The organism is gamma proteobacterium symbiont of Axiagastus rosmarus, from assembly GCF_059730925.1.
Genome location: NZ_AP035925.1, coordinates 1,698,392 through 1,716,954 on the forward strand (window position 1 = coordinate 1,698,392; position 18,563 = coordinate 1,716,954).

Genomic DNA, 18,563 nt, shown 5'->3' on the forward strand with positions numbered 1-18,563 from the left:
TTAGTGCGATGGGTGTAGAGATGATGGCAGTCAACTGGCAGACAATAGATAAGGTTGTATACATCAACCTGAACAAACGCAAGGATCGCAGGGTACGTATCGCTCGTCAATTAAAAGCAATTGGCGTACCACGTGAAAAGATTGTCCGCTTTGAGGCTATTGAAGAAACGCCAGGCTATATCGGCTGTATTAAATCACATATTCTCGTGCTGCAAATGGCTCAGCAAAACGGCTGGAAAAATGTATTGATTCTGGAAGACGATATGGTTTTCCATGATGATATTCAGACCAAAAAGCGAATTGATCTATTTCTCTCCTCTTTACAGCAGATCAACTGGCATGTCGCGCTGCTCGCTGCCCACTATGATAACGTCGTGCCGTTAAAATGTGTGGATTATATTGTTAAGCCGCAATATGCATGGTGCGCTTGCGCTTACATCGTGAACAGTGATTACTACGCCACCCTCATTGATAATTATGCAGAAAGCTTGCAGGGGTTACTGGCGGGTGGCGTTCCTCAGTGCTGGGCTTTAGATGTACGCTGGAATAGTTTGATAAAACGTGACCGCTGGTTGGGTATCTTTCCCAATGCGGGCTATCAGGCCGCTGATAAAAGTGATATTGAAAACCAACCTGTTGATTATCGAGATCATTTCGCTAAAAAATTAGAAGAAATAGTCTGGCCAGTCTATCAACCTGGCGAAGAAAAGATAAAAGTGGATATCTTTTTCCAGTGGGCCCCCGGCTGGACTAACTTTGAGTCGGTATATCGCGCTATGCAGGCCAAACCGCATTTTGATTGTCAGATTATCCTTGCGCCCTATTTCAGTCGGGGCGCAAAAGCACCGGATTACACTGCACAGCGTGATTTATTAAATGATAAGGGTATCCGGTATACCGAGTATCACGAGTATGAGATTACGGCGCGTAAGCCGCATGTGGTTTTTTTACAAAATCCTTATGATGATGCACGTCCCAATGAACTGCAAAGTTTGACGCTTAATCGACGCAATATTTCTATCGCCTATATTCCTTATGGATTAGATATGGGTGATGGCGAGAGAAACCGTGTTTATCAGTACAATCTTCCCTGTCAAAATGTTGCCAGGTGGGTATTCGTTCGCTCTCAGCGGCATAAAGATGAGTTTGCTAAATATTGCGGAAATGGCAATCATCACGTCTATGTTAGCGGACATCCAAAGCTAGATAACTATCCATCACGCTTTGGCGTCCAGACGGATGGCAAAGTTAATAAAGGCAAGCCAACGCTATTATGGGCGCCGCATTTCGTCATGCCTGATGATGAAAAGATGTGGTCTACGTTTAATTTATATACACAGGCAATGCTTGATATCATCAAACGTGATGACGTCAATTTGATTATTCGGCCACATCCGCTTTTTAAACAATTTCTGGATATTCGTAAAGAGCGCGGAACACACAGCGAAACTGCTCAGAACTGGCAAATGCTGCGCGAATACTCTCATCTCAAATCACATGTGGAGTGGGATTTTTCTGCTGATTATCGCTACGCCTTTTCACAATCAGATGCGCTGATGGCAGATGCAGGATCGTTTTTGCTGGAGTATTTACCGTCGCGTAAGCCAATCCTTTTCCTGACTCATGAAAATTGCCTCGGTATTAACAGTAGCGCTGAATTTATTTATGACGCTTATGACGTTGCGAATGAATCCGCAGATATTAAAACTTTCGTTGATAATCTTGTTTCAGGCAAGGATCCCATGCGTGATAAGCGACTGCAGGTTTTACGTGATGAACTTCATATGCCAGAGCAGGGCGCAGGCAGTGAGATTGTAAAAATCATTGAAAAAACCCTTATGCCCGCTGGAGTTCATCACAATGTCTTCTAAACGCGCCGCAATATTACTGGTTGCTGGTCAGGGAACGAGAATGGGGCATCTGACCCTAAATTATCCTAAATGCTTGCTGCCGGTCGGTGAAATCACCGTGCTGGATACGTTGCTGACTGAGCTGTTAAAATGCGGCGAGCGTGAAATTGTACTGGTTACCGGTCATCAGTCATCAGTTGTAGAACGCTGGATTAAAGATAATTATGCTGATGCTAATATTAAGTTAGCGCACAATGATAATTATAAAAATGATGTCAACATATTATCCGTTGAAAAAGGTGTCAGCGCGCTTAATTATCCTGAATATGGCTATACAATTATCGAAACGGATGTTCTGCTGGATCCACGTGTATGGCCGCGGTTAATGCAAGCTGAAATGGGCAGTGACAGTTTTTGGCTCACCCATGGTTATTACAACTCTTGCCTTACTGGCGGTATTGTCGAAGCCAGTAAAGCTGAACCTGCTATAAAGAAAATTGCCTATGTGCCCGATTACGACTCCGCATTTGATGGCTGGATGAAAATGGTCGGCTTGCTAAGTGTCTCTCCGGAACAGGTGGAAAACGATCGACGCCTGCGGCAGACGTTTTTACAGACAAGTACCCAGCAATATTACATGGCACCCTGGATTGTACACCGCTCTTGCTTACCCTGCCGTGCTGTAGATATTACGGATTTGTTTGCAAGATCTTTCAACGAAGAAGTCGATTACCGGCAGGCGGTTGCGGATTATCATTTATTATTAGAAAATTTTGAGGCACTAAAATGAATGTAGAGTTTTTTGAACCACAAAAATTGCGTCATATTGAAAAATTCAGTTCACGTCGCGTTGAATGGTTGCGTAATAAAATTATTCAGGAAGGCGTATGGGTAAAACCTCTGGCGCTTGATCTACACCATAATCTGGTACTGGACGGCCAGCACCGTATGGAAGTCGCGCTCAGTCTGGGACTAAAAAGAGTGCCGGTCGTACGATTTGATTACGCCTCGGTGCCATTAAGATCGTTGCGCGAAAATCATCAATTTGACTGGCAGGAAGTGGCGAGGCGTGCATTAATTAATGACATCTACCCTTATAAAACGGTAAAGCATGATTTCGTTGTACCCATGCCGGTATGTCAATTTTCGCTGCAGGAGTTAGGCTATCATGGTTGAAAATGCCATCATTCTGGCCGCCGGCAGAAGCCTGCAACTGGATGGTAAAAATAAAGTTTTAATTCGCCATCCCAAAACGCGGAAAACGATTCTCGACTATGCTATTGATGCCTTTCATGGGAAAAGAATTACCGTAGTGATTGGCTTTGGTGCGTTACAGATTATGGAGTCCTACCCTGATCTGAATTACGTTATCAATGACAACTGGGCAACGACTAATAATGCAATGAGTCTGGGATTGGCCCTGAATCAGATTAATAGCCCCACGTATGTTGTCTCGGGAGATATGTTTTTTTCTCCTCAGCTTATCCATGAAATGGATCACGCTGAGGGAAATCTCGTTTTGACTCACCAGCGGCATAATTGCATGCTGACCTCCATTCATTGTGACGTTAATCGCCGGGGCATCGTGGAGGAGACGTATCTGGGACCGATACGCGCCGCAGAGCACCCTGAGGCTATGGGTCTGTTTAAAGTCAGTGATATGGCACTCCTGAGTCAGTGGCATAAGCAATGCCTGCGGTATGGTAATTTGTATGCCGCCCAAACGTTACCGTGTCAGAAAACGACAGCACTCTACGCTCACGACCTGGGGGAGCATGCATTTAATGAAATTAATACGCTGGCAGATTACTGGCGTCTGATGCAGGAGGATCACGGTTAATGATACGAGCTATTACGCTGGGCTTGCCTTACTCCGCTATTTCCGACGGGCATTCTGAGTCACGTTTACATCACTTTCGCACGTTAGTGATTGATAAACTCCAGTCTCGTCGTTGGCCACTGCGAACCTTACGTTTAACTCTGCCACCATTGAATGATCGTGATGAAGATGAGATTTATACCCTGCCAGCACGAATAAATTCAATCAATGCGTTGGCTGAAAGACTTGATATTCGTTGGTTTTGCTTACCGCTGGACTTAACGCATGGCGATAATTACCGCGGACGGTTAGATGCCGCGTTTGCTTTACTCTTCAGGCAACCGCGTATGTTTCTGAATCTGATGGTAGCCGATGAGCAGGGTATAAATATTCGAGCCAGCCATGACGTTGCCCGTTTCATGTTGCAGGTAGCACATCGCAGTAATAATGGCTTTGATAATTTCCGCCTCGGTGCCTCATTGCGTTGTCCGCCAAATGCCCCGTTTTTTCCGTTTTCCCGGCATGAAGGTGAGACACTGAAGTTTAGTTTTGCCCTCGAAACTACCGATATTGCTTTGGAATTGAGTGAGCAGGTACGGGAAGGCAACATGCTGCTGGCGGACTTTGCTGACCAGTTTATTCTTCGACTCTGCGCACGCTTACGCGAAATTGATGCATTCGGTCATGAGCTGGCGTCTGATTCAGGGCTTGACTATGCCGGTCTGGATGCCTCACTGGCGCCTTTTCCGGATGGCAGTATTTCTGTTGGCAGGTTAGTTGAAAATCTTGGTGCGCGTCCTGGTGGCGTTCAGGGATCACTCTTTATAACCAGTATTCTGACGAATGCGATTAAAAGCGCAGTCGCAATCAGTGGTGCTCGCGCAACGGGTTTTAATGGCGTCATGTTCTCAGTACTGGAAGATGATGCCCTGGCGAGTACCAATAATCGTCGTGCATTAAGCATTGATACGCTTAATGCATGGTCAACTGTTTGTGGTTGTGGATTAGATATGCTCCCGGTGCCAGGTTCGACACTGCCTGAAGATATTGCCGCGATTATTCTTGATACGGCTGCACTCGCGGTGCGGTTAACGAAACCGCTCGGTGTACGTTTATTACCTATTCCTGGCGGAGAGGTAAATGAATTTACACGCTTTAATTATGACTTCCTCTGCAATAGCCGCATTATGAATATCGCGAAAAGTGATGTCGATTTTTCTGCTGATAATGAACGCTGGACGTATCGCTAAAATCAGGCTTAATGAAATGTTAGATGCAAAAAAAGTGAAGGATTTTTGGGATCGCCGAGCGGATAATTACAATAAGTTATCGTTTGAAAGTTTAGCAAATCTGGAAAACGATCCAAAATTTCTCGATATTAAAATTCGCACAGAGATGCAAAAAGTTTTTGCCTGGTTGCCTGACCTGACAGGGAAAACGGTACTTGATCTCGGCGCCGGGGTCGGGCAGTGGGCTTTTCGCTTTCAGCATGAGGGCGCAAAAAAAATCACCGCTGTAGAGTTTTCAGCTGCAATGATTGAAGTGGGTAAGCTTGAAGCCAGCAAACGCAATATTAATAATGTCGATTTCATTCTTTCATCTGCTGAGAATTATTGTAGCTCAGAGCAGTACGATGTCATTTTTATATCTGGCCTGATGATCTACCTTAATGATGAGCAAACTGAAAAATTGTTAGGTAATTTGCGTGCTTACAGTAAACCAGAAAGCACTATATTATTGCGTGATGGTACGGGGGTCGGTGAAAGATTCGAAATCAATAACCGCTACTCTGCGAATCTGCAAGCAGAGTATTCGGCTACATATCGAACTGCTGAGCAATACGAAGCTATATTTGCGCGGCATGGTTTCAGCTTAACCAGGAGTGAAAATATGTTCCCTGAAGGTCATATGCTTAATAAGTATCCTGAAACCCGATTACGCCTTTATCACTTTGAGCAAAAAAATGGTTAATATCTCACCTCTCTATGACGATGTTAGCTGGCCGGCAGATGAAGGTGTTTTAGGCGTCGTAGGCGTAGCCCCCTGGGCAACACTGTATTTTTGCCAGCAGCTGTATGGCCTGGTTCAGGCAGATAAAGAGTGGCAATATCCGCGACTTATTATTGATAATAATAGTAAAATTCCCAGCCGCGGGCGTCATTTGCAACTGGGTGAACGTGATCCTTCTCCCTGGATTCACGCAACTATCACAGAACTCGCTGCTGCGGGTGCGACGGTTGCCGTTGTGCCTTGTAATACCGCTCACCTCCTTTGGTCGCGCTGGAGCAAGGACGCAGCTATTCCGGTTATTAATATTATTGATGCCACACTTGAGCATATTGCGCCTCAGGGCAAGCGGGTCGTTGTGCTCGGTTCTCAAATGTTGTACCAGAGCAGGCTGTATCAGGATGCGCTTACGCAACAGCACGCCGAGATCGTCAATGTCGCTGCATCCACCCAACAGCTAGTGACACGCTGCATTAACGAGATAAAAGCCACAAAAAGCGTGTCTGAACTATCAATGCGCCAGTTAGCGGACGCCGTAAATAGCTGGAAGCAACAGGGTGCTACGCACATTATTCTGGCTTGCACAGAGTTGAGTTTGCTAAAACACAGCGCGATCTGGCAGGAAATGACGTTAATTGATTCGAGCGAAGCTCTCGCGCGTGCCGCTTTGCGCGCCATATCATTTCGCCGCCTGCGTAATTAAGGCGGACGAATTATTTCCACGTCGAAGGGCCGCTTAACTCATTAATTTTCCCGCCCCCGGGCGGGGTAAACACCAATTTGTATCACACTGTATCTCCCCCCACACAGCACACACGCCGTTGCATAACCCGCCAGTCTGTACATATCCGCTATACATCGCCGTGGTCTTCTGTACGCATCAACTGAATACATGGAGATACCACGATGTTAACCCGACTGTTTATTTCAACGTTACTGATGGGCGCTTCTGCGACCTGCGCCTGGGCGGAGCGACTGAGCGCTGCTGACGTGCTCGGCCCGGCGGCCGTGGCGCCACTGGATCATCCCCAGCCGCCTGCGCGATTAATTGTCGATGCCCCGCTGGCCGGACCGCTGCGCAAGGGCGCGGTGTTTATCCAGTACCGGGCAGAAAACCTGCGCATTGAGCCCGTGTTTGGCCAGGAAGCGCTGAAAATCACGCCGCGCATCGGCCACATTCACGTCATCGTGGATGACAACCCGTGGCACTGGGCGGACACCAGCGGTGAGCCGGTGATTCTGGTCGGTCTGCCTGTCGGGCCGCACAAGGTCACCCTTATTCTTGCCGATCCTACGCATAAACCGATCGACAGCAAAACCATCACCTTTAACGTGCCCGTACAGATTGCACCGCACTGATTACCCGGAGATAAATTATGAAAACACTGTTACGTCAGACTCTGTTGGCAACGCTGGTTCTCACGGCGGCAGGCACCGCGTTTGCCGCCACCCCGGCCTCACGCGATTACGCCGCTGACTTCAGCCACGTGCAGCAGATCAATGCGGGCGTACTGAACACAGGCTATGTGGACATCGGTCCGCGTGATGGCCAGGCGGTGATCCTGCTGCACGGCTGGCCGTACGATATCCAGAGCTATGCTCAGGTGGCACCGGCGCTGGCGGCAAAAGGGTATCGGGTGATCGTGCCGTATCTGCGCGGCTTCGGCAGCACGCGTTTCCTGTCGGATAAAACGCCGCGTAACGGCCAGCCTTCGGCAATCGCAGCGGACGTCGTGGCGCTGATGGATGCGCTCAATATCAAACAGGCCGTGCTGGGCGGCTTTGACTGGGGCGCACGCACGGCGGACATCGTCGCGGCCCTATGGCCTGAACGGGTAAAATCGCTGGTGTCGGTCAGCGGCTATCTGATCAGTAGCCAGCAGCTGGGTAAAAAACCGCTGCCGCCACAGGCGGAACAGCAGTGGTGGTATCAGTTCTATTTCGCCACTGAGCGCGGTCAGCAGGGGTATGCTGCCCATACACACGACTTTGCGAAACTGATCTGGCAGCAGGCATCGCCCGGCTGGAAATTCAGCGATGCCACCTTTAACCAGAGCGCCGAAGCGCTGGATAATCCGGATCAGGTGGCGATCACTATCAGCAACTACCGCTGGCGCCTGGGCCTGGAAAAAGGCGAGCAAAAATATGCCGCTTATGAGAAAACATTAGCCACGTTACCGACAATTCGCGTCCCCACCATCACCATCGAAGGGGATAATAACGGGGCGCCGCACCCGGCACCGGAGACGTACCGCACCAGGTTCAGCGCCAGGTACCAGCATCGCACCTTCACGGGCAATATCGGACACAATCCGCCAGCGGAAGCCCCGCAGGCGTTTGTGCAAGCCGTTGAGGATGCGGCCGCACTGTAGCGGAGTAATTCACGACCCGGACCGGCCATCGCGTGCCGGTCTTTTTTGCATAAGCGGCTGACAGGAGGCTGTTTTGGAGCACGTTGATCACATTCTGGTGGTGGATGATGACCGGGATATCCGCGAACTGATAACCGACTATCTGATTAAGTCCGGTTACCGCGCCACCGGTGCGGCCAATGGCCGCGAGATGCGCGCCATGCTGAGCAGCAGCCTGGTGGATCTGGTGGTGCTGGATATCATGATGCCGGGTGACGATGGCCTGACGCTGTGCCGTCAGCTGCGCAGCGATCCCCGGCAGAACCTGCCGGTACTGATGCTTACTGCCCGCAGCGAAGAGACCGATCGCATTCTCGGGCTGGAGATGGGGGCGGATGATTACCTGATCAAACCCTTTGTGGCGCGTGAGCTGCTGGCGCGCATCAAAGCGATCTTGCGCCGTACCCGGGCGCTGCCGCCAAATTTACATATTACCGGGGCCGGCCGCATCATTGCTTTTGGCGAGTGGCAGCTGGATACCTCCGCGCGCCATCTGCTGGACAGCGACGGCGTGATTGTGGCGCTGAGTGGCGCAGAGTACCGCCTGCTGCGCGTGTTTCTCGACCATCCGCAGCGCGTGCTGAATCGCGATCAGCTGCTCAACCTGACGCAGGGCCGCGACGCGGAGCTGTTTGAGCGCTCGATCGATCTGCTGGTTAGCCGGCTGCGCCAGCGGTTACGCGAAGATGCCCGTGAACCGGCCTACATCAAAACGGTACGCAGCGAAGGTTACGTACTGGCGAGCACGGTGGTGATCAAAGAGGCGCATCAATGAGGCTATGGCCGCGATCGCTGCTGTCACGCCTGCTGATTATCGTGTTGGGCGGGCTGCTGCTGGCAAATACTCTCACGCTGGCAAGCCTGCTGATAGAACGCATGAGCAGCGCTAAAAGCGTGATGCTGGGCAACCTGGAGTACGATGTGGCGACCAGCGTGGCAATCCTTGATCGTCTGCCGGCGGACGAGCGTCCGGGCTGGCTGGCGAAGCTGGCGCGCGGCAACTATCGCTACAGTCTGTCGCCGGGCGAAGCGGGGCCGTATCCCTCCGGCTGGCGCACGCGCGACGCGGTACGCTCACTGCAGGAGACGCTTGGCGGGCGCTATCAGATGAGCATTCATGCGATTCCGGGGCCGCGGGAGCATATTCAGGTGCATCTGACGCTGCATGACGGCGCGCCGCTCACGCTCGATCTCTGGCCGCGTATGCCGGCGATTGCGCGCTGGCTGCCGCTGGTGCTGATGGGGCAGCTCCTGCTGCTGCTGTGCTGCGCGTGGCTGGCGGTGCGGCAGGTGGTGCGACCGTTTGTGCGCTTTACCCAGGCGGTTGATGCGCTCAAACCGGCCGCCAGCCACGCACAGCTGATGGCAGAGAACGGCCCGGATGAAGTGCAGCAGGCGGCGCGTGCGTTTAACGCGATGCAGCTGCGGATTCAGGATCACCTCAAAGCGCGTGCGCAAATCCTCGCGGCCATCTCCCACGATCTGCAAACCCCGATCACACGCATGAAGCTGCGGGTGGAGATGGCGGAGCAGCCTGAGCTGCGCGACAAACTGCTGAGCGATCTCGATAACATGAGCCGCCTGGTGCGCGAGGGCATCGCCTATGCACGCTCATCGGAAGTGCTGGAGGAGAAGCGCCAGAGCGTCAGCCTCAACGCGCTGCTGGATAGCGTCGTCTGTGACTATCAGGATGTCGGTAAAGCGGTGAACTTTGTGCCGTGCACAGGTCATGACACCTTCGCCGTGCGGCCGCAGGCACTCCGGCGCATCATGACCAACCTGATCGACAATGCGCTCAAGTTTGGCGGCGAAGCGGAGGTTGAACTCTGTTCACCCCAGGGTGACAGCGTGGAGATTCGGGTGCGTGATAACGGGCCCGGCATCCCGGAGGAGGCGTTACAGGCGGTGCTGGAGCCCTTCTACCGCGTGGAGAGTTCACGCAATCGCCACACCGGCGGGACCGGGCTCGGCCTGGCGATCGCCACCCAGCTGGTGAGCCAGATGGCGGGTAGCCTGCAGTTGCGTAACCGGGCAGCTGGCGGGCTGGAAGCGTGCATCATCCTGCAGCAGCAGGATATGTAACCTGATGTATCTGCCTGCCCGCTACACACATAACCCGACAAAACGGCGTTTCCCCGACACAGCCTGAACACATGCGGTGGATGTAATAGACGTACTGCCGGACGCGCAGACGTTTATCCACCGTATGAGGTTCTTTATGACACTGCTTATCGCTTTTCTTGCCGGGATGCTGACGCTGCTCAGCCCCTGTACCTTACCGATTATTCCTTTTGTATTTGCCAGCGTACGCGGCCGTCGCGGACAGCTGCTGGCGCTGCTGAGCGGCATGGTCCTGATGTTCACGCTGGTGGCGCTGCTGGTATCGCTTACCAGCCACTGGGTCAGTCAGTTCACCAGCATTGGTCGCGACCTGGCGCTGCTGTTCCTGGCGATAGCCGCACTGACGTTAATCTCGACGCGCTTCGCCCAACGCGTCACCCGGCCGTTTGTCGCGCTGGGTAACCGCCTCAACGATGCCAGCCAGCGGCGAAGCGGGGTGCTCGCCGCGCTGCTGGCGGGCCTGGCAACCGGTCTGCTGTGGTCGCCCTGTGCCGGACCGGTGCTGGGCGCGATCCTCAGCCTGGCCGTCGTGGGCGATCATCCCTTGTCGGTTGGCGTGTTGCTGCTGGCGTATGGCAGCGGTGCCGCGCTGATGCTGGCGCTGCTCTATTTCGCCGGACGATCGCTGGTGGCGCGACTGCGTCCGGGGCTGGCGATGAGTGCGCGGCTGCGTCAGGCGGCGGGCGTGCTGATGCTCGCCTCGGTGGGCGTGATTGTTACCGGCTCACAGAGCCAGCTGCAGGCAGCGCCCGCTTTTGCCCTGAACCTGGAGCAGCAGCTGAGCCAGTGGCTGACCACGCCGGCACCCAAAGTGCGCCTGGAGCCGGTTAGCCTGCCGCAAACCAGCAGCGCGTTGCCGTCGCTGGAGGGGGGCACGGCGTGGCTGAACGGGGCGCCGGTGACGCCTGCCACGTTAAAGGGCAAAGTGGTACTGGTCGATTTCTGGACCTGGGATTGCATTAACTGCCAGCATACGCTGCCATACGTGCGCGACTGGGCCAGTAAGTACCAACGTGACGGGCTGGTCGTTGTGGGGGTGCACACGCCGGAGTACCCGTGGGAGCGGGATGAAAAGGCGCTGAAGCGCGCGATTACGCGCTGGCAGCTGCCCTACACCGTAGTGGCGGATAACCACTACAGCATCTGGAACCGTTTTGGTAATCAGTACTGGCCCGCGTACTACATCTTTGATGCACACGGACAGCTGCGCTACACCGCGTTTGGTGAAGGCAACTATGAAGAGCAGGAGAGGGTAATTCAGCAGTTGCTGAAAGAGGCGCGTGCATGACAGGTCAGGCGGCCCGCCCGGGCCGCCACTGCTTCTCATTTAGGTTGTGGTTCGCGGGGTACGACTTTGGAAGCCGGGGGTGACACAGGGACTATCAGGTAAACAGCGTGCGGCATTGCCAGGACCTCCCAGCCCGTAGGGTCACTCTTCAGGGTGACCGTCATGGCGCAGCCCCCCTGACCATCCCGATATGCAAAATGCAGTAATCCAACGCATAACTTGTCGTTTGGTTCCGCGTTCGGGCTGGGGTTTACTGTCAGCGTTAACCTTTTATGGAGAAGCTGACAATGAAGAAGATCCTGCAGCAGTGGCTGGCGCGTCTGGCAGCCAGCAAAGCCGGCACCCCTGACGGGCGCGAATTCGACCCCGGTGAGCATATCGATCTGCTGATCCCGATCAGCCAGCTGTACGGCGTGGAGTTTCATCCTTCCGTGTATCGCTACTATGAGCGATAACCGCCGCCACCAGCGCATGCGCTATTGCTACTGGAATGAACTGTGCACGCCAGACTAAAAACCCGCTCACGCCGAGCGGGTTTTTTTATGCTGTTTGCCCGCCTGATGAAAAAATTGCCGTAACGTCCCGCCGGTTTGTTCAATTGTATTGATTTCGTAATTTTAACGTAAAGAAAAGTATTCCCAAGCGGCAGCGTGCGTGTAAGAATATAAAGGTAAATGATAACCATTGGCGTTATCATTTAGGTGTTGTCTGGGAAAACCGTGTTGATTCAGTGCTATGTCTGAATGGCAGTTGCGGTTAAGACAATGAGTGCGTTAATAACGATAAGAAACTCACCTTTTAACATGGATAAAAATCGCCAGCTGCCGTTTGGTAGCTTCAATTCGCTGACCCTGTTCACCGGGCTTTGTATTGGTATTTCGCCGGCTGCGGCGCTGGGTGCCGATAACTCCGGCAAAAAATCTGATGATACGCTGGTGGTTGAAGCGCGCACGCCGTCGCTGTATGCGCCAAATGCCTCGGCCGATCCCAAATTTACCCGTCCGCTGGTGGATACCACCCGCACCATGACGGTGATTCCGGATCAGGTTATTAAAGATCAGGGCGTCACCAATCTGACCGACGCGCTGAAAAACGTGCCGGGCGTCGGGGCGTTTTATGCCGGGGAAAACGGCAGCTCAACCACCGGCGATGCGGTGTACATGCGCGGAGTCGATACCTCCAACAGCATTTACGTGGATGGCATTCGCGACATCGCCAGCGTCACGCGTGACACCTTCAACACGCAGCAGGTGGAAGTGATCAAAGGGCCTTCCGGCACCGATTATGGTCGCAGCGCGCCATCCGGCTCGATCAATATGATCAGCAAACAACCGCGGCTGGATACCGGGCTTGACGCGTCAGTCAGCGCCGGCAGCGCGTGGATGCGCCGCGGCACGCTCGATTACAACCAGGCAATCAACGACAATGCAGCGTTTCGCCTTAACCTGATGGGTGAGAAAACCCATGATGCGGCGCGTGACCACATCCAGAACGAGCGTTATGGCGTCGCGCCTTCGCTGGCGCTGGGGCTGGACACCGCAACGCGGCTGTACGTCAACTATTTGCACGTCCATCAGAACAACACACCGGACGGCGGTATTCCGACCGTTGGCCTGCCAGGCTATTCGGCACCGTCTGCCGCGTATGCTGCGCTGAACAATTCCGGCAAGGTCGCCACCAGCAACTACTACGGCACCGATTCTGATTTCGATAAATCGACCACCGACAGTGCCACGCTGCGCTTTGAACACGATTTGAGCGATAACACCACGCTGCGCAACACCACGCGCTGGTCGCGGGTGAAGCAGGAGTATCTGCTGACGGCGGTGATGGGCGGAGCCAGTAACATTACTGCACCCAACCCGAACGATGTGGGCAGCTGGCGCTGGTCGCGCCTGGCAAATACCAAAGATATCAGCAACCGTATTCTCACCAACCAGACCAATATCACCTCGAAATTTGTCACCGGTTCCGTCGGGCATGATGTGAGTGCCGGGGTTGAGTTCACGCGTGAAAACCAGACCACCTATGGCGTCAACGCGCTAACCCCGCCTGCGGTGAATATCTACCATCCCATCAGCAGCATTTCGATTGGCGGTCTGGACCGCAACGGTGCGAACGCTAACGGGCAGACTGACACGTTTGGCATCTATGCATTTGATACGCTGGCGATTACCTCTGACTTTGAGCTGAACGGCGGCATTCGTCTCGACAACTATCACACCGAGTACGACAGCGCGACGGCCTGTGGCGGCACCGGACGCGGCGCGCTGGCTTGTCCGGCGGGCGTGGCGCGTAATACGCCGGTGACCACGGTGGACACGGCGAAATCCGGCAATCTGGTGAACTGGAAAGCGGGGGCGCTCTATCGTCTGACCGAACAGGGCAACCTGTATGTGAATTACGCCATTTCCCAGCAGCCGCCGGGTGGCAGCAGCTTCGCGCTGGCGGCGGGTGGCAGCGGCAACAGCGCCAACCGTACTGATTTTAAACCGCAGAAGGCCAAATCCAGCGAAGTGGGCACCAAGTGGCAGGTGCTGGACAAGCGACTGCTGCTGAACGCCGCGCTGTTCCGCACCGACATCGAAAATGAGGTCGATGCCAATGATGACGGCACTTACTCGCAAACCGGCAAGAAGCGCGTGGAAGGCTATGAACTCTCAGCAACCGGCAACATAACGCCGGACTGGGAAATCATTGCCGGTTACACCATGCAGCACGCGTCGGTGCGTGAAGGTGCCAGCGTGGCGCAGGATGGCTCATCTGCGCTGGCCTATACGCCGAAGCACGCCTTTACGCTGTGGACCAACTATCAGGCCACTGATGCGTTGTCGGTGGGCGCGGGCGCACGTTACGTTGGCAGCCTGCGTCGCGGCAGCGATGGGGCCGTGGGCACGCCGGATCACACCGAAGGCTACTGGGTGGCTGACGCGAAGCTCGGGTATAAGGTCAACAATAACCTCGACCTGCAGCTCAACGTGTATAACCTGTTTGATACCAACTATGTGGCATCGATCAACAAGAGTGGCTACCGCTATCATCCGGGCGAGCCGCGTACCTTCCTGTTGACGGCTAACGTGCATTTCTGATGGTCAACCGTGGGGCGTTCACGCTCCACGCTTAATGGCGAGAACTCCGCGATGATGTATCACATTCCTGCCGTGCTTAACGCTGAACAGCTGGCGCACTTTACCGCCCAGCTGCAGCAGGCTGACTGGGTTGACGGACGGGCGACGGTCGGCAGCCAGGGCGCGACCGTAAAAAATAACCAGCAGATTGACACCGGCACGCCACTCTATGATCGGCTGCAGGCTGCAGTGCTTCAGGCACTGAATAGCCATCCGCTCTTCTTTGCCGCCGCGCTGCCGCGCACGCTTTCTGCGCCGCTGTTCAACCGTTATCAGCAGGGGGAAACCTACGGTTTTCACGTGGACGGTGCGGTACGCCACAATGGCGCGGCCGGCTGGATGCGTACCGATCTCTCCGCCACGCTATTTCTGTGTGAACCCGACAGCTACGAGGGCGGGGAACTGGTGATCGAGGATACTTACGGTCAGCACCGCGTAAAACTGCCGGCAGGCGACCTGGTGCTTTATCCCTCCAGCAGCCTGCACTGCGTCACGCCGGTCACGCGCGGCGCGCGGGTCGCCTCGTTTTTGTGGATTCAGTCGATGGTGCGCGATGATAAGCAACGCGCGATGCTGTTTGAACTGGACCGCAACATTCAGAGCCTGAAAGCGCGCCACGGTGACAGCGAAGAACTGCTGTCGCTGCTGAATATGTACCACAACCTGCTGCGCGGCTGGACGGAGGTTTAGTCGTCACGCAATAACAAAAAGCCCGCTCAGGTTTCCCTGAGCGGGCTTCTTTAAATCTGGCTCCTCTGACTGGACTCGAACCAGTGACATACGGATTAACAGTCCGCCGTTCTACCGACTGAACTACAGAGGAATCGTTGGAACGAGGCGAATATTAATGGCAGCCCCTGTGGGTGTCAACCGCTAAAAACACATTTGTATTCAACTGGCTAGCAAAGCGGCAAAGCGATCGTGATTTAAGCAGATTCCGGTGCCTGCTGCGCCAGACGCGCCAGCGGATCCTGATGGTAAAACTGCTGCAGGTGGCGATACATGGTCGGAAAACGGCTGGCGAGCAGGTCGGGGGCGCTGAAAAAGTACTCCGACAGCACGGCAAAACATTCCGCCGGATCGCTGGCGGCATAGGGATCGAGGGTCGCGGCCTGTTCACCCACCAGCTCCACTTCCGCTTCAATCTCGGCCATCGCCTGCAGTAAATCTTTCTCCCAGCTGGCCACATCGCGCAGCGCGATGGCCGGGATGCCGCTGGTGTAACCGCTGCCGCGCGCGTCGAGCTTGTGCGCCACTTCGTGGATCACCAGGTTGTAACCAGAGAGATCGTATGAGTCCTGGATGTCCAGCGCGTTCAGCACCACCGGTCCCTGCGTCCAGCTCTGGCCGGCATGCACGGCCGGCGCGTGGTGCACCAGGCCGCTGTCGTCCTCCCAGCGATCGTCAACGCTGAACGGCTCCGGGTAGATCAGCACTTCGTGGAAGCCGTCGAGCCATTCCAGACCCAGCTTCAATACCGGCAGGCAAAACAGCAACGACAGGCGAGCCAGCCGCAGCTCGCTGAGTTCCAGCCCCTGTAGCGGGGTGATTTTTTTCTGCAGCAGGAAGCGTTGCGCCAGTGCTACCAGCGCCTGCTGTTCGTCGCTGTTCAGCAGAGAAAAGATCGGCTGCCCCAGCGCCTGTTGCCAGGGCAGGGCAGTCACGGCAGCATCTTTTTGTGCACGCCACGGCCATTTGATCATTGCGTCACTCACTCTGCAGGGCGGAAATCATATCCTGACGCGGCAGACGAAAAATTGCCAGCGTGGAATCAAAGCCGCTTATTCAACCTGTTAGCGGCGGATTTGTCTGTGACAGGGATTGCAAACTGGCAAGGTGGGAAAGGGGGCACGCTGTGCCGCCGGTGAGGGGGCAAGGGCTGGTGATTCACTGAATCGCGCAAAAGGCGACGCCCTCTTCCGTACGGAAGAGGGCAAACGGTTAGCCTTCACGCTCCACACGCTGGAATGCGATGACCCAAACCCAGGGATTTACCTCCCAGCTGGTGGCGCCGTACTGCTTCTGCCACGCCTTGCGGTAAGCTTCTTTCGGCGATTCGGAATTCATGTTCATCGTGAAGAAATTATTGAGGAAGTGCGAATCGGTCTGCACGCCTTCCGCCATGATGTCGTCTTCGCTGATGTCCTGAATTTTCTCCGCGCGTACCGCCGTAATTTCCAGATCGATGCGGCTGGCCCAGCGCGGCATATGGATGGCGGTCTGCCAGCCAAACTGCTCGGCGACCTGCTGATTTTCTTCCTGTTGTCCAAGTTCATGGCTGTCGGCGCGATACTGGCAAAACGCCGGATTGCGGAACGGCAGCGGATCGCGCTCGTATTCCGCCAGCTGCGCTTCAGGCACAATCGGACCCCGCCAGGTTTCACGCACCCACAGGCGATCGCCGACCTGGCCAAACGGGCACTGGGCGCCAATGTCCGCCATCGACATCAGCTTATAGCCATGCAGATGATTAGCGCTGACATCAAACGCGTGCACGCCTTCATGATGATCCTGTCCCGGGCCAAACGCCTGAGTTTTCATAATGCGCCGGGTCTGAGTTTGCTGGCCAACCAGCAGGGCGCGCACCCGCTGTTCGGAAAAAAGAATCGGCCGTTCTTTCATTATGTACCTCATGTTGTATCACGTACCCGGAGAACTTCGACGAAACATCCGTATCCTCGGATGAGAGCATTAGCATAATGGGTTTGAATCAATTTGCTTAATAATTTGTCGCCTTATTATCGGGCAATAACTGCCGCTTCCGGTATTAAAAATGGCTCATAAGCAAACAGTGTGCTGACGAAGGCTCCGGGTACAGGTGAGAGCCGTAAATTTCCCCTATACAGTACGTTATAACGGTCGCAATGGGAATCTTTTCAGATTATGTCGCTATGCAAATGGACGTTTTAATGCTGGGGTTGCGACAGGCTAAACTGGACCTTTGGCAATGCTGAAAATTCACCCAGCGGAAAATGCATCACCGAAATTAAACAGAGTGGCTTAACTAAAACAGGTTAAGGAAATACTGAAAACCGCATCGCGACTGGGCAAGCGGCTTTAACAGCGCTATAACATGATCGGGATCGCATTTTTTTGCGCTGGACATCCGGGAAGGGTGTAAAGAAAGTGTCATCACCGGGCCGCTATGATGGGCGTAAGCCGTACCCGGTGCGAAATAATAGCAATAACAGGAGAAGCACGATGTCACTGACCCATTGGCAACACCGTTACGAAAGCTGGCTGCAGCTGAACTGGCTGCACGATGATAAAGCCCATGATATCGCGCACCTGCGCCGCGTCTGGATGAGCGCGGCCCGCATTATGCAAAACACCAATGCCGATCCGCTGGTGGTGCTGACCGCCTGCTATTTCCACGATGTGGTGAACCTGCCGAAAAACCATCCGGAACGCCATCTGGCTTCGACTTACGCGGCGGAAGAGACGCGCCGCATTCTGCAACAGGATTTTCCGGACTTCCCCTCAGCGCTGCTGGACAGCGTGGCGCATGCGGTGCAGGCCCACAGTTTCAGCGCCCGCATTACGCCAAAAACGTTAGAAGCGAAGATCGTTCAGGACGCCGATCGTCTCGAATCATTAGGCGCGATTGGCCTTGCGCGCGTTTTCTATACCGCGGGTGCGCTGGGACGTCCTTTGTTCGACAGCGACGATCCGCTGGGTAAAGATCGTGAACTGGATGACGTCAAGTGGACGCTGGATCATTTCCAGAAGAAACTACTGAGCCTGCCGCAGACCATGCAGACGGAAACCGGCCGTCTGCTGGCGGAACACAACGCCGATTTTCTCGTCCGCTATATGGCGAAGCTGTGCGCCGAACTGCAGGGGAATCTGACCGATATTGATGAGTCCGTGTTACGCGATTTCAGTCCCATTCCGGCACAATATTAAATTTTTATGACAGTCTGTTAACTTTCATCTGCT

Annotated in this window: 18 protein-coding genes and 1 tRNA gene; 16 read left to right on the plus strand and 3 right to left on the minus strand. The window is 54.2% G+C overall.

Annotated elements, in window-relative coordinates:
• Positions 1 to 20 precede the first annotated feature (20 nt).
• From AC6I8F_RS07775 to ybiX, 15 genes are all read left to right on the plus strand, one after another.
• Positions 21 to 1,871 (plus strand): glycosyltransferase family 25 protein, encoded by a 1,851-nt coding sequence (locus AC6I8F_RS07775; protein ID WP_166711565.1) that lies wholly within the window; start codon positions 21 to 23, stop codon positions 1,869 to 1,871.
• Entirely contained in the window at positions 1,861 to 2,640 is a 780-nt protein-coding gene (locus AC6I8F_RS07780; RefSeq protein WP_072217098.1) for an NTP transferase domain-containing protein, read from the plus strand. Before AC6I8F_RS07775 ends, AC6I8F_RS07780 begins: the two co-directional genes overlap by 11 nt.
• Positions 2,637 to 3,026 (plus strand): ParB N-terminal domain-containing protein, encoded by a 390-nt coding sequence (locus AC6I8F_RS07785; RefSeq protein WP_058757367.1) that lies wholly within the window; start codon positions 2,637 to 2,639, stop codon positions 3,024 to 3,026. The genes AC6I8F_RS07780 and AC6I8F_RS07785 overlap by 4 nt, the downstream gene beginning before the upstream one ends.
• Positions 3,019 to 3,690, plus strand: coding sequence for an NTP transferase domain-containing protein (locus AC6I8F_RS07790; protein WP_498028698.1), 672 nt, complete (start codon positions 3,019 to 3,021; stop codon positions 3,688 to 3,690). Before AC6I8F_RS07785 ends, AC6I8F_RS07790 begins: the two co-directional genes overlap by 8 nt.
• The gene (locus AC6I8F_RS07795; RefSeq protein WP_071813658.1) at positions 3,690 to 4,919 is read left to right on the plus strand and encodes a DUF711 family protein; all 1,230 of its coding nucleotides are present in this window, start codon (positions 3,690 to 3,692) and stop codon (positions 4,917 to 4,919) included. Before AC6I8F_RS07790 ends, AC6I8F_RS07795 begins: the two co-directional genes overlap by 1 nt.
• Before the next feature lie 16 nt (positions 4,920 to 4,935).
• Complete coding sequence (locus tag AC6I8F_RS07800) at positions 4,936 to 5,640, plus strand: class I SAM-dependent methyltransferase (protein ID WP_021509832.1); 705 nt, start codon at positions 4,936 to 4,938, stop codon at positions 5,638 to 5,640.
• Complete coding sequence (locus AC6I8F_RS07805; RefSeq protein WP_498028699.1) at positions 5,633 to 6,379, plus strand: aspartate/glutamate racemase family protein; 747 nt, start codon at positions 5,633 to 5,635, stop codon at positions 6,377 to 6,379. The genes AC6I8F_RS07800 and AC6I8F_RS07805 overlap by 8 nt, the downstream gene beginning before the upstream one ends.
• A 203-nt stretch (positions 6,380 to 6,582) precedes the next feature.
• Entirely contained in the window at positions 6,583 to 7,035 is a 453-nt protein-coding gene (locus AC6I8F_RS07810; protein WP_021509834.1) for a DUF6130 family protein, read from the plus strand.
• Between the two features lie 17 nt (positions 7,036 to 7,052).
• Entirely contained in the window at positions 7,053 to 8,048 is a 996-nt protein-coding gene (locus AC6I8F_RS07815) for an alpha/beta fold hydrolase (protein WP_498028700.1), read from the plus strand.
• Between the two features lie 73 nt (positions 8,049 to 8,121).
• Entirely contained in the window at positions 8,122 to 8,862 is a 741-nt protein-coding gene (locus AC6I8F_RS07820; RefSeq protein WP_498028701.1) for a response regulator, read from the plus strand.
• Positions 8,859 to 10,169: a sensor histidine kinase gene (locus AC6I8F_RS07825; protein WP_498007072.1), complete on the plus strand. Its 1,311-nt coding sequence runs from the start codon at positions 8,859 to 8,861 to the stop codon at positions 10,167 to 10,169. The genes AC6I8F_RS07820 and AC6I8F_RS07825 overlap by 4 nt, the downstream gene beginning before the upstream one ends.
• Positions 10,170 to 10,305: 136 nt before the next feature.
• A complete protein-coding gene (locus AC6I8F_RS07830; RefSeq protein ID WP_498028702.1) occupies positions 10,306 to 11,496 on the plus strand; it encodes a cytochrome c biogenesis protein/redoxin in 1,191 nt (396 codons plus the stop codon).
• Positions 11,497 to 11,783: 287 nt separating this feature from the next.
• On the plus strand, positions 11,784 to 11,951 hold the full coding sequence (locus tag AC6I8F_RS07835) for a hypothetical protein (protein ID WP_170264769.1): 168 nt from the start codon (positions 11,784 to 11,786) through the stop codon (positions 11,949 to 11,951).
• 348 nt (positions 11,952 to 12,299) lie between these two features.
• A complete protein-coding gene (locus tag AC6I8F_RS07840; protein ID WP_498028703.1) occupies positions 12,300 to 14,585 on the plus strand; it encodes a catecholate siderophore receptor Fiu in 2,286 nt (761 codons plus the stop codon).
• A gap of 51 nt (positions 14,586 to 14,636) precedes the next feature.
• Positions 14,637 to 15,314, plus strand: a complete 678-nt coding sequence (gene ybiX / locus AC6I8F_RS07845; RefSeq protein ID WP_058771146.1) for a PKHD-type hydroxylase YbiX — start codon at positions 14,637 to 14,639, stop codon at positions 15,312 to 15,314.
• 57 nt (positions 15,315 to 15,371) lie between these two features.
• Here the strand turns inward: ybiX and AC6I8F_RS07850 are convergent.
• The 3 genes from AC6I8F_RS07850 to AC6I8F_RS07860 form a co-directional block, all read right to left on the minus strand.
• Positions 15,372 to 15,447, minus strand: a tRNA-Asn gene (locus AC6I8F_RS07850).
• A 103-nt stretch (positions 15,448 to 15,550) separates the two neighbouring features.
• A complete protein-coding gene (gene mtfA, locus AC6I8F_RS07855) occupies positions 15,551 to 16,327 on the minus strand; it encodes a DgsA anti-repressor MtfA (protein WP_264443040.1) in 777 nt (258 codons plus the stop codon).
• 238 nt (positions 16,328 to 16,565) lie between these two features.
• The gene (locus AC6I8F_RS07860; RefSeq protein WP_058771148.1) at positions 16,566 to 17,246 is read right to left on the minus strand and encodes an ASCH domain-containing protein; all 681 of its coding nucleotides are present in this window, start codon (positions 17,244 to 17,246) and stop codon (positions 16,566 to 16,568) included.
• Positions 17,247 to 17,825: 579 nt separating this feature from the next.
• Between AC6I8F_RS07860 and AC6I8F_RS07865 the strand changes: the two genes are divergently transcribed.
• Positions 17,826 to 18,530 (plus strand): phosphohydrolase, encoded by a 705-nt coding sequence (locus tag AC6I8F_RS07865; RefSeq protein WP_058757381.1) that lies wholly within the window; start codon positions 17,826 to 17,828, stop codon positions 18,528 to 18,530.
• The last annotated feature ends 33 nt before the right edge of the window (positions 18,531 to 18,563 follow it).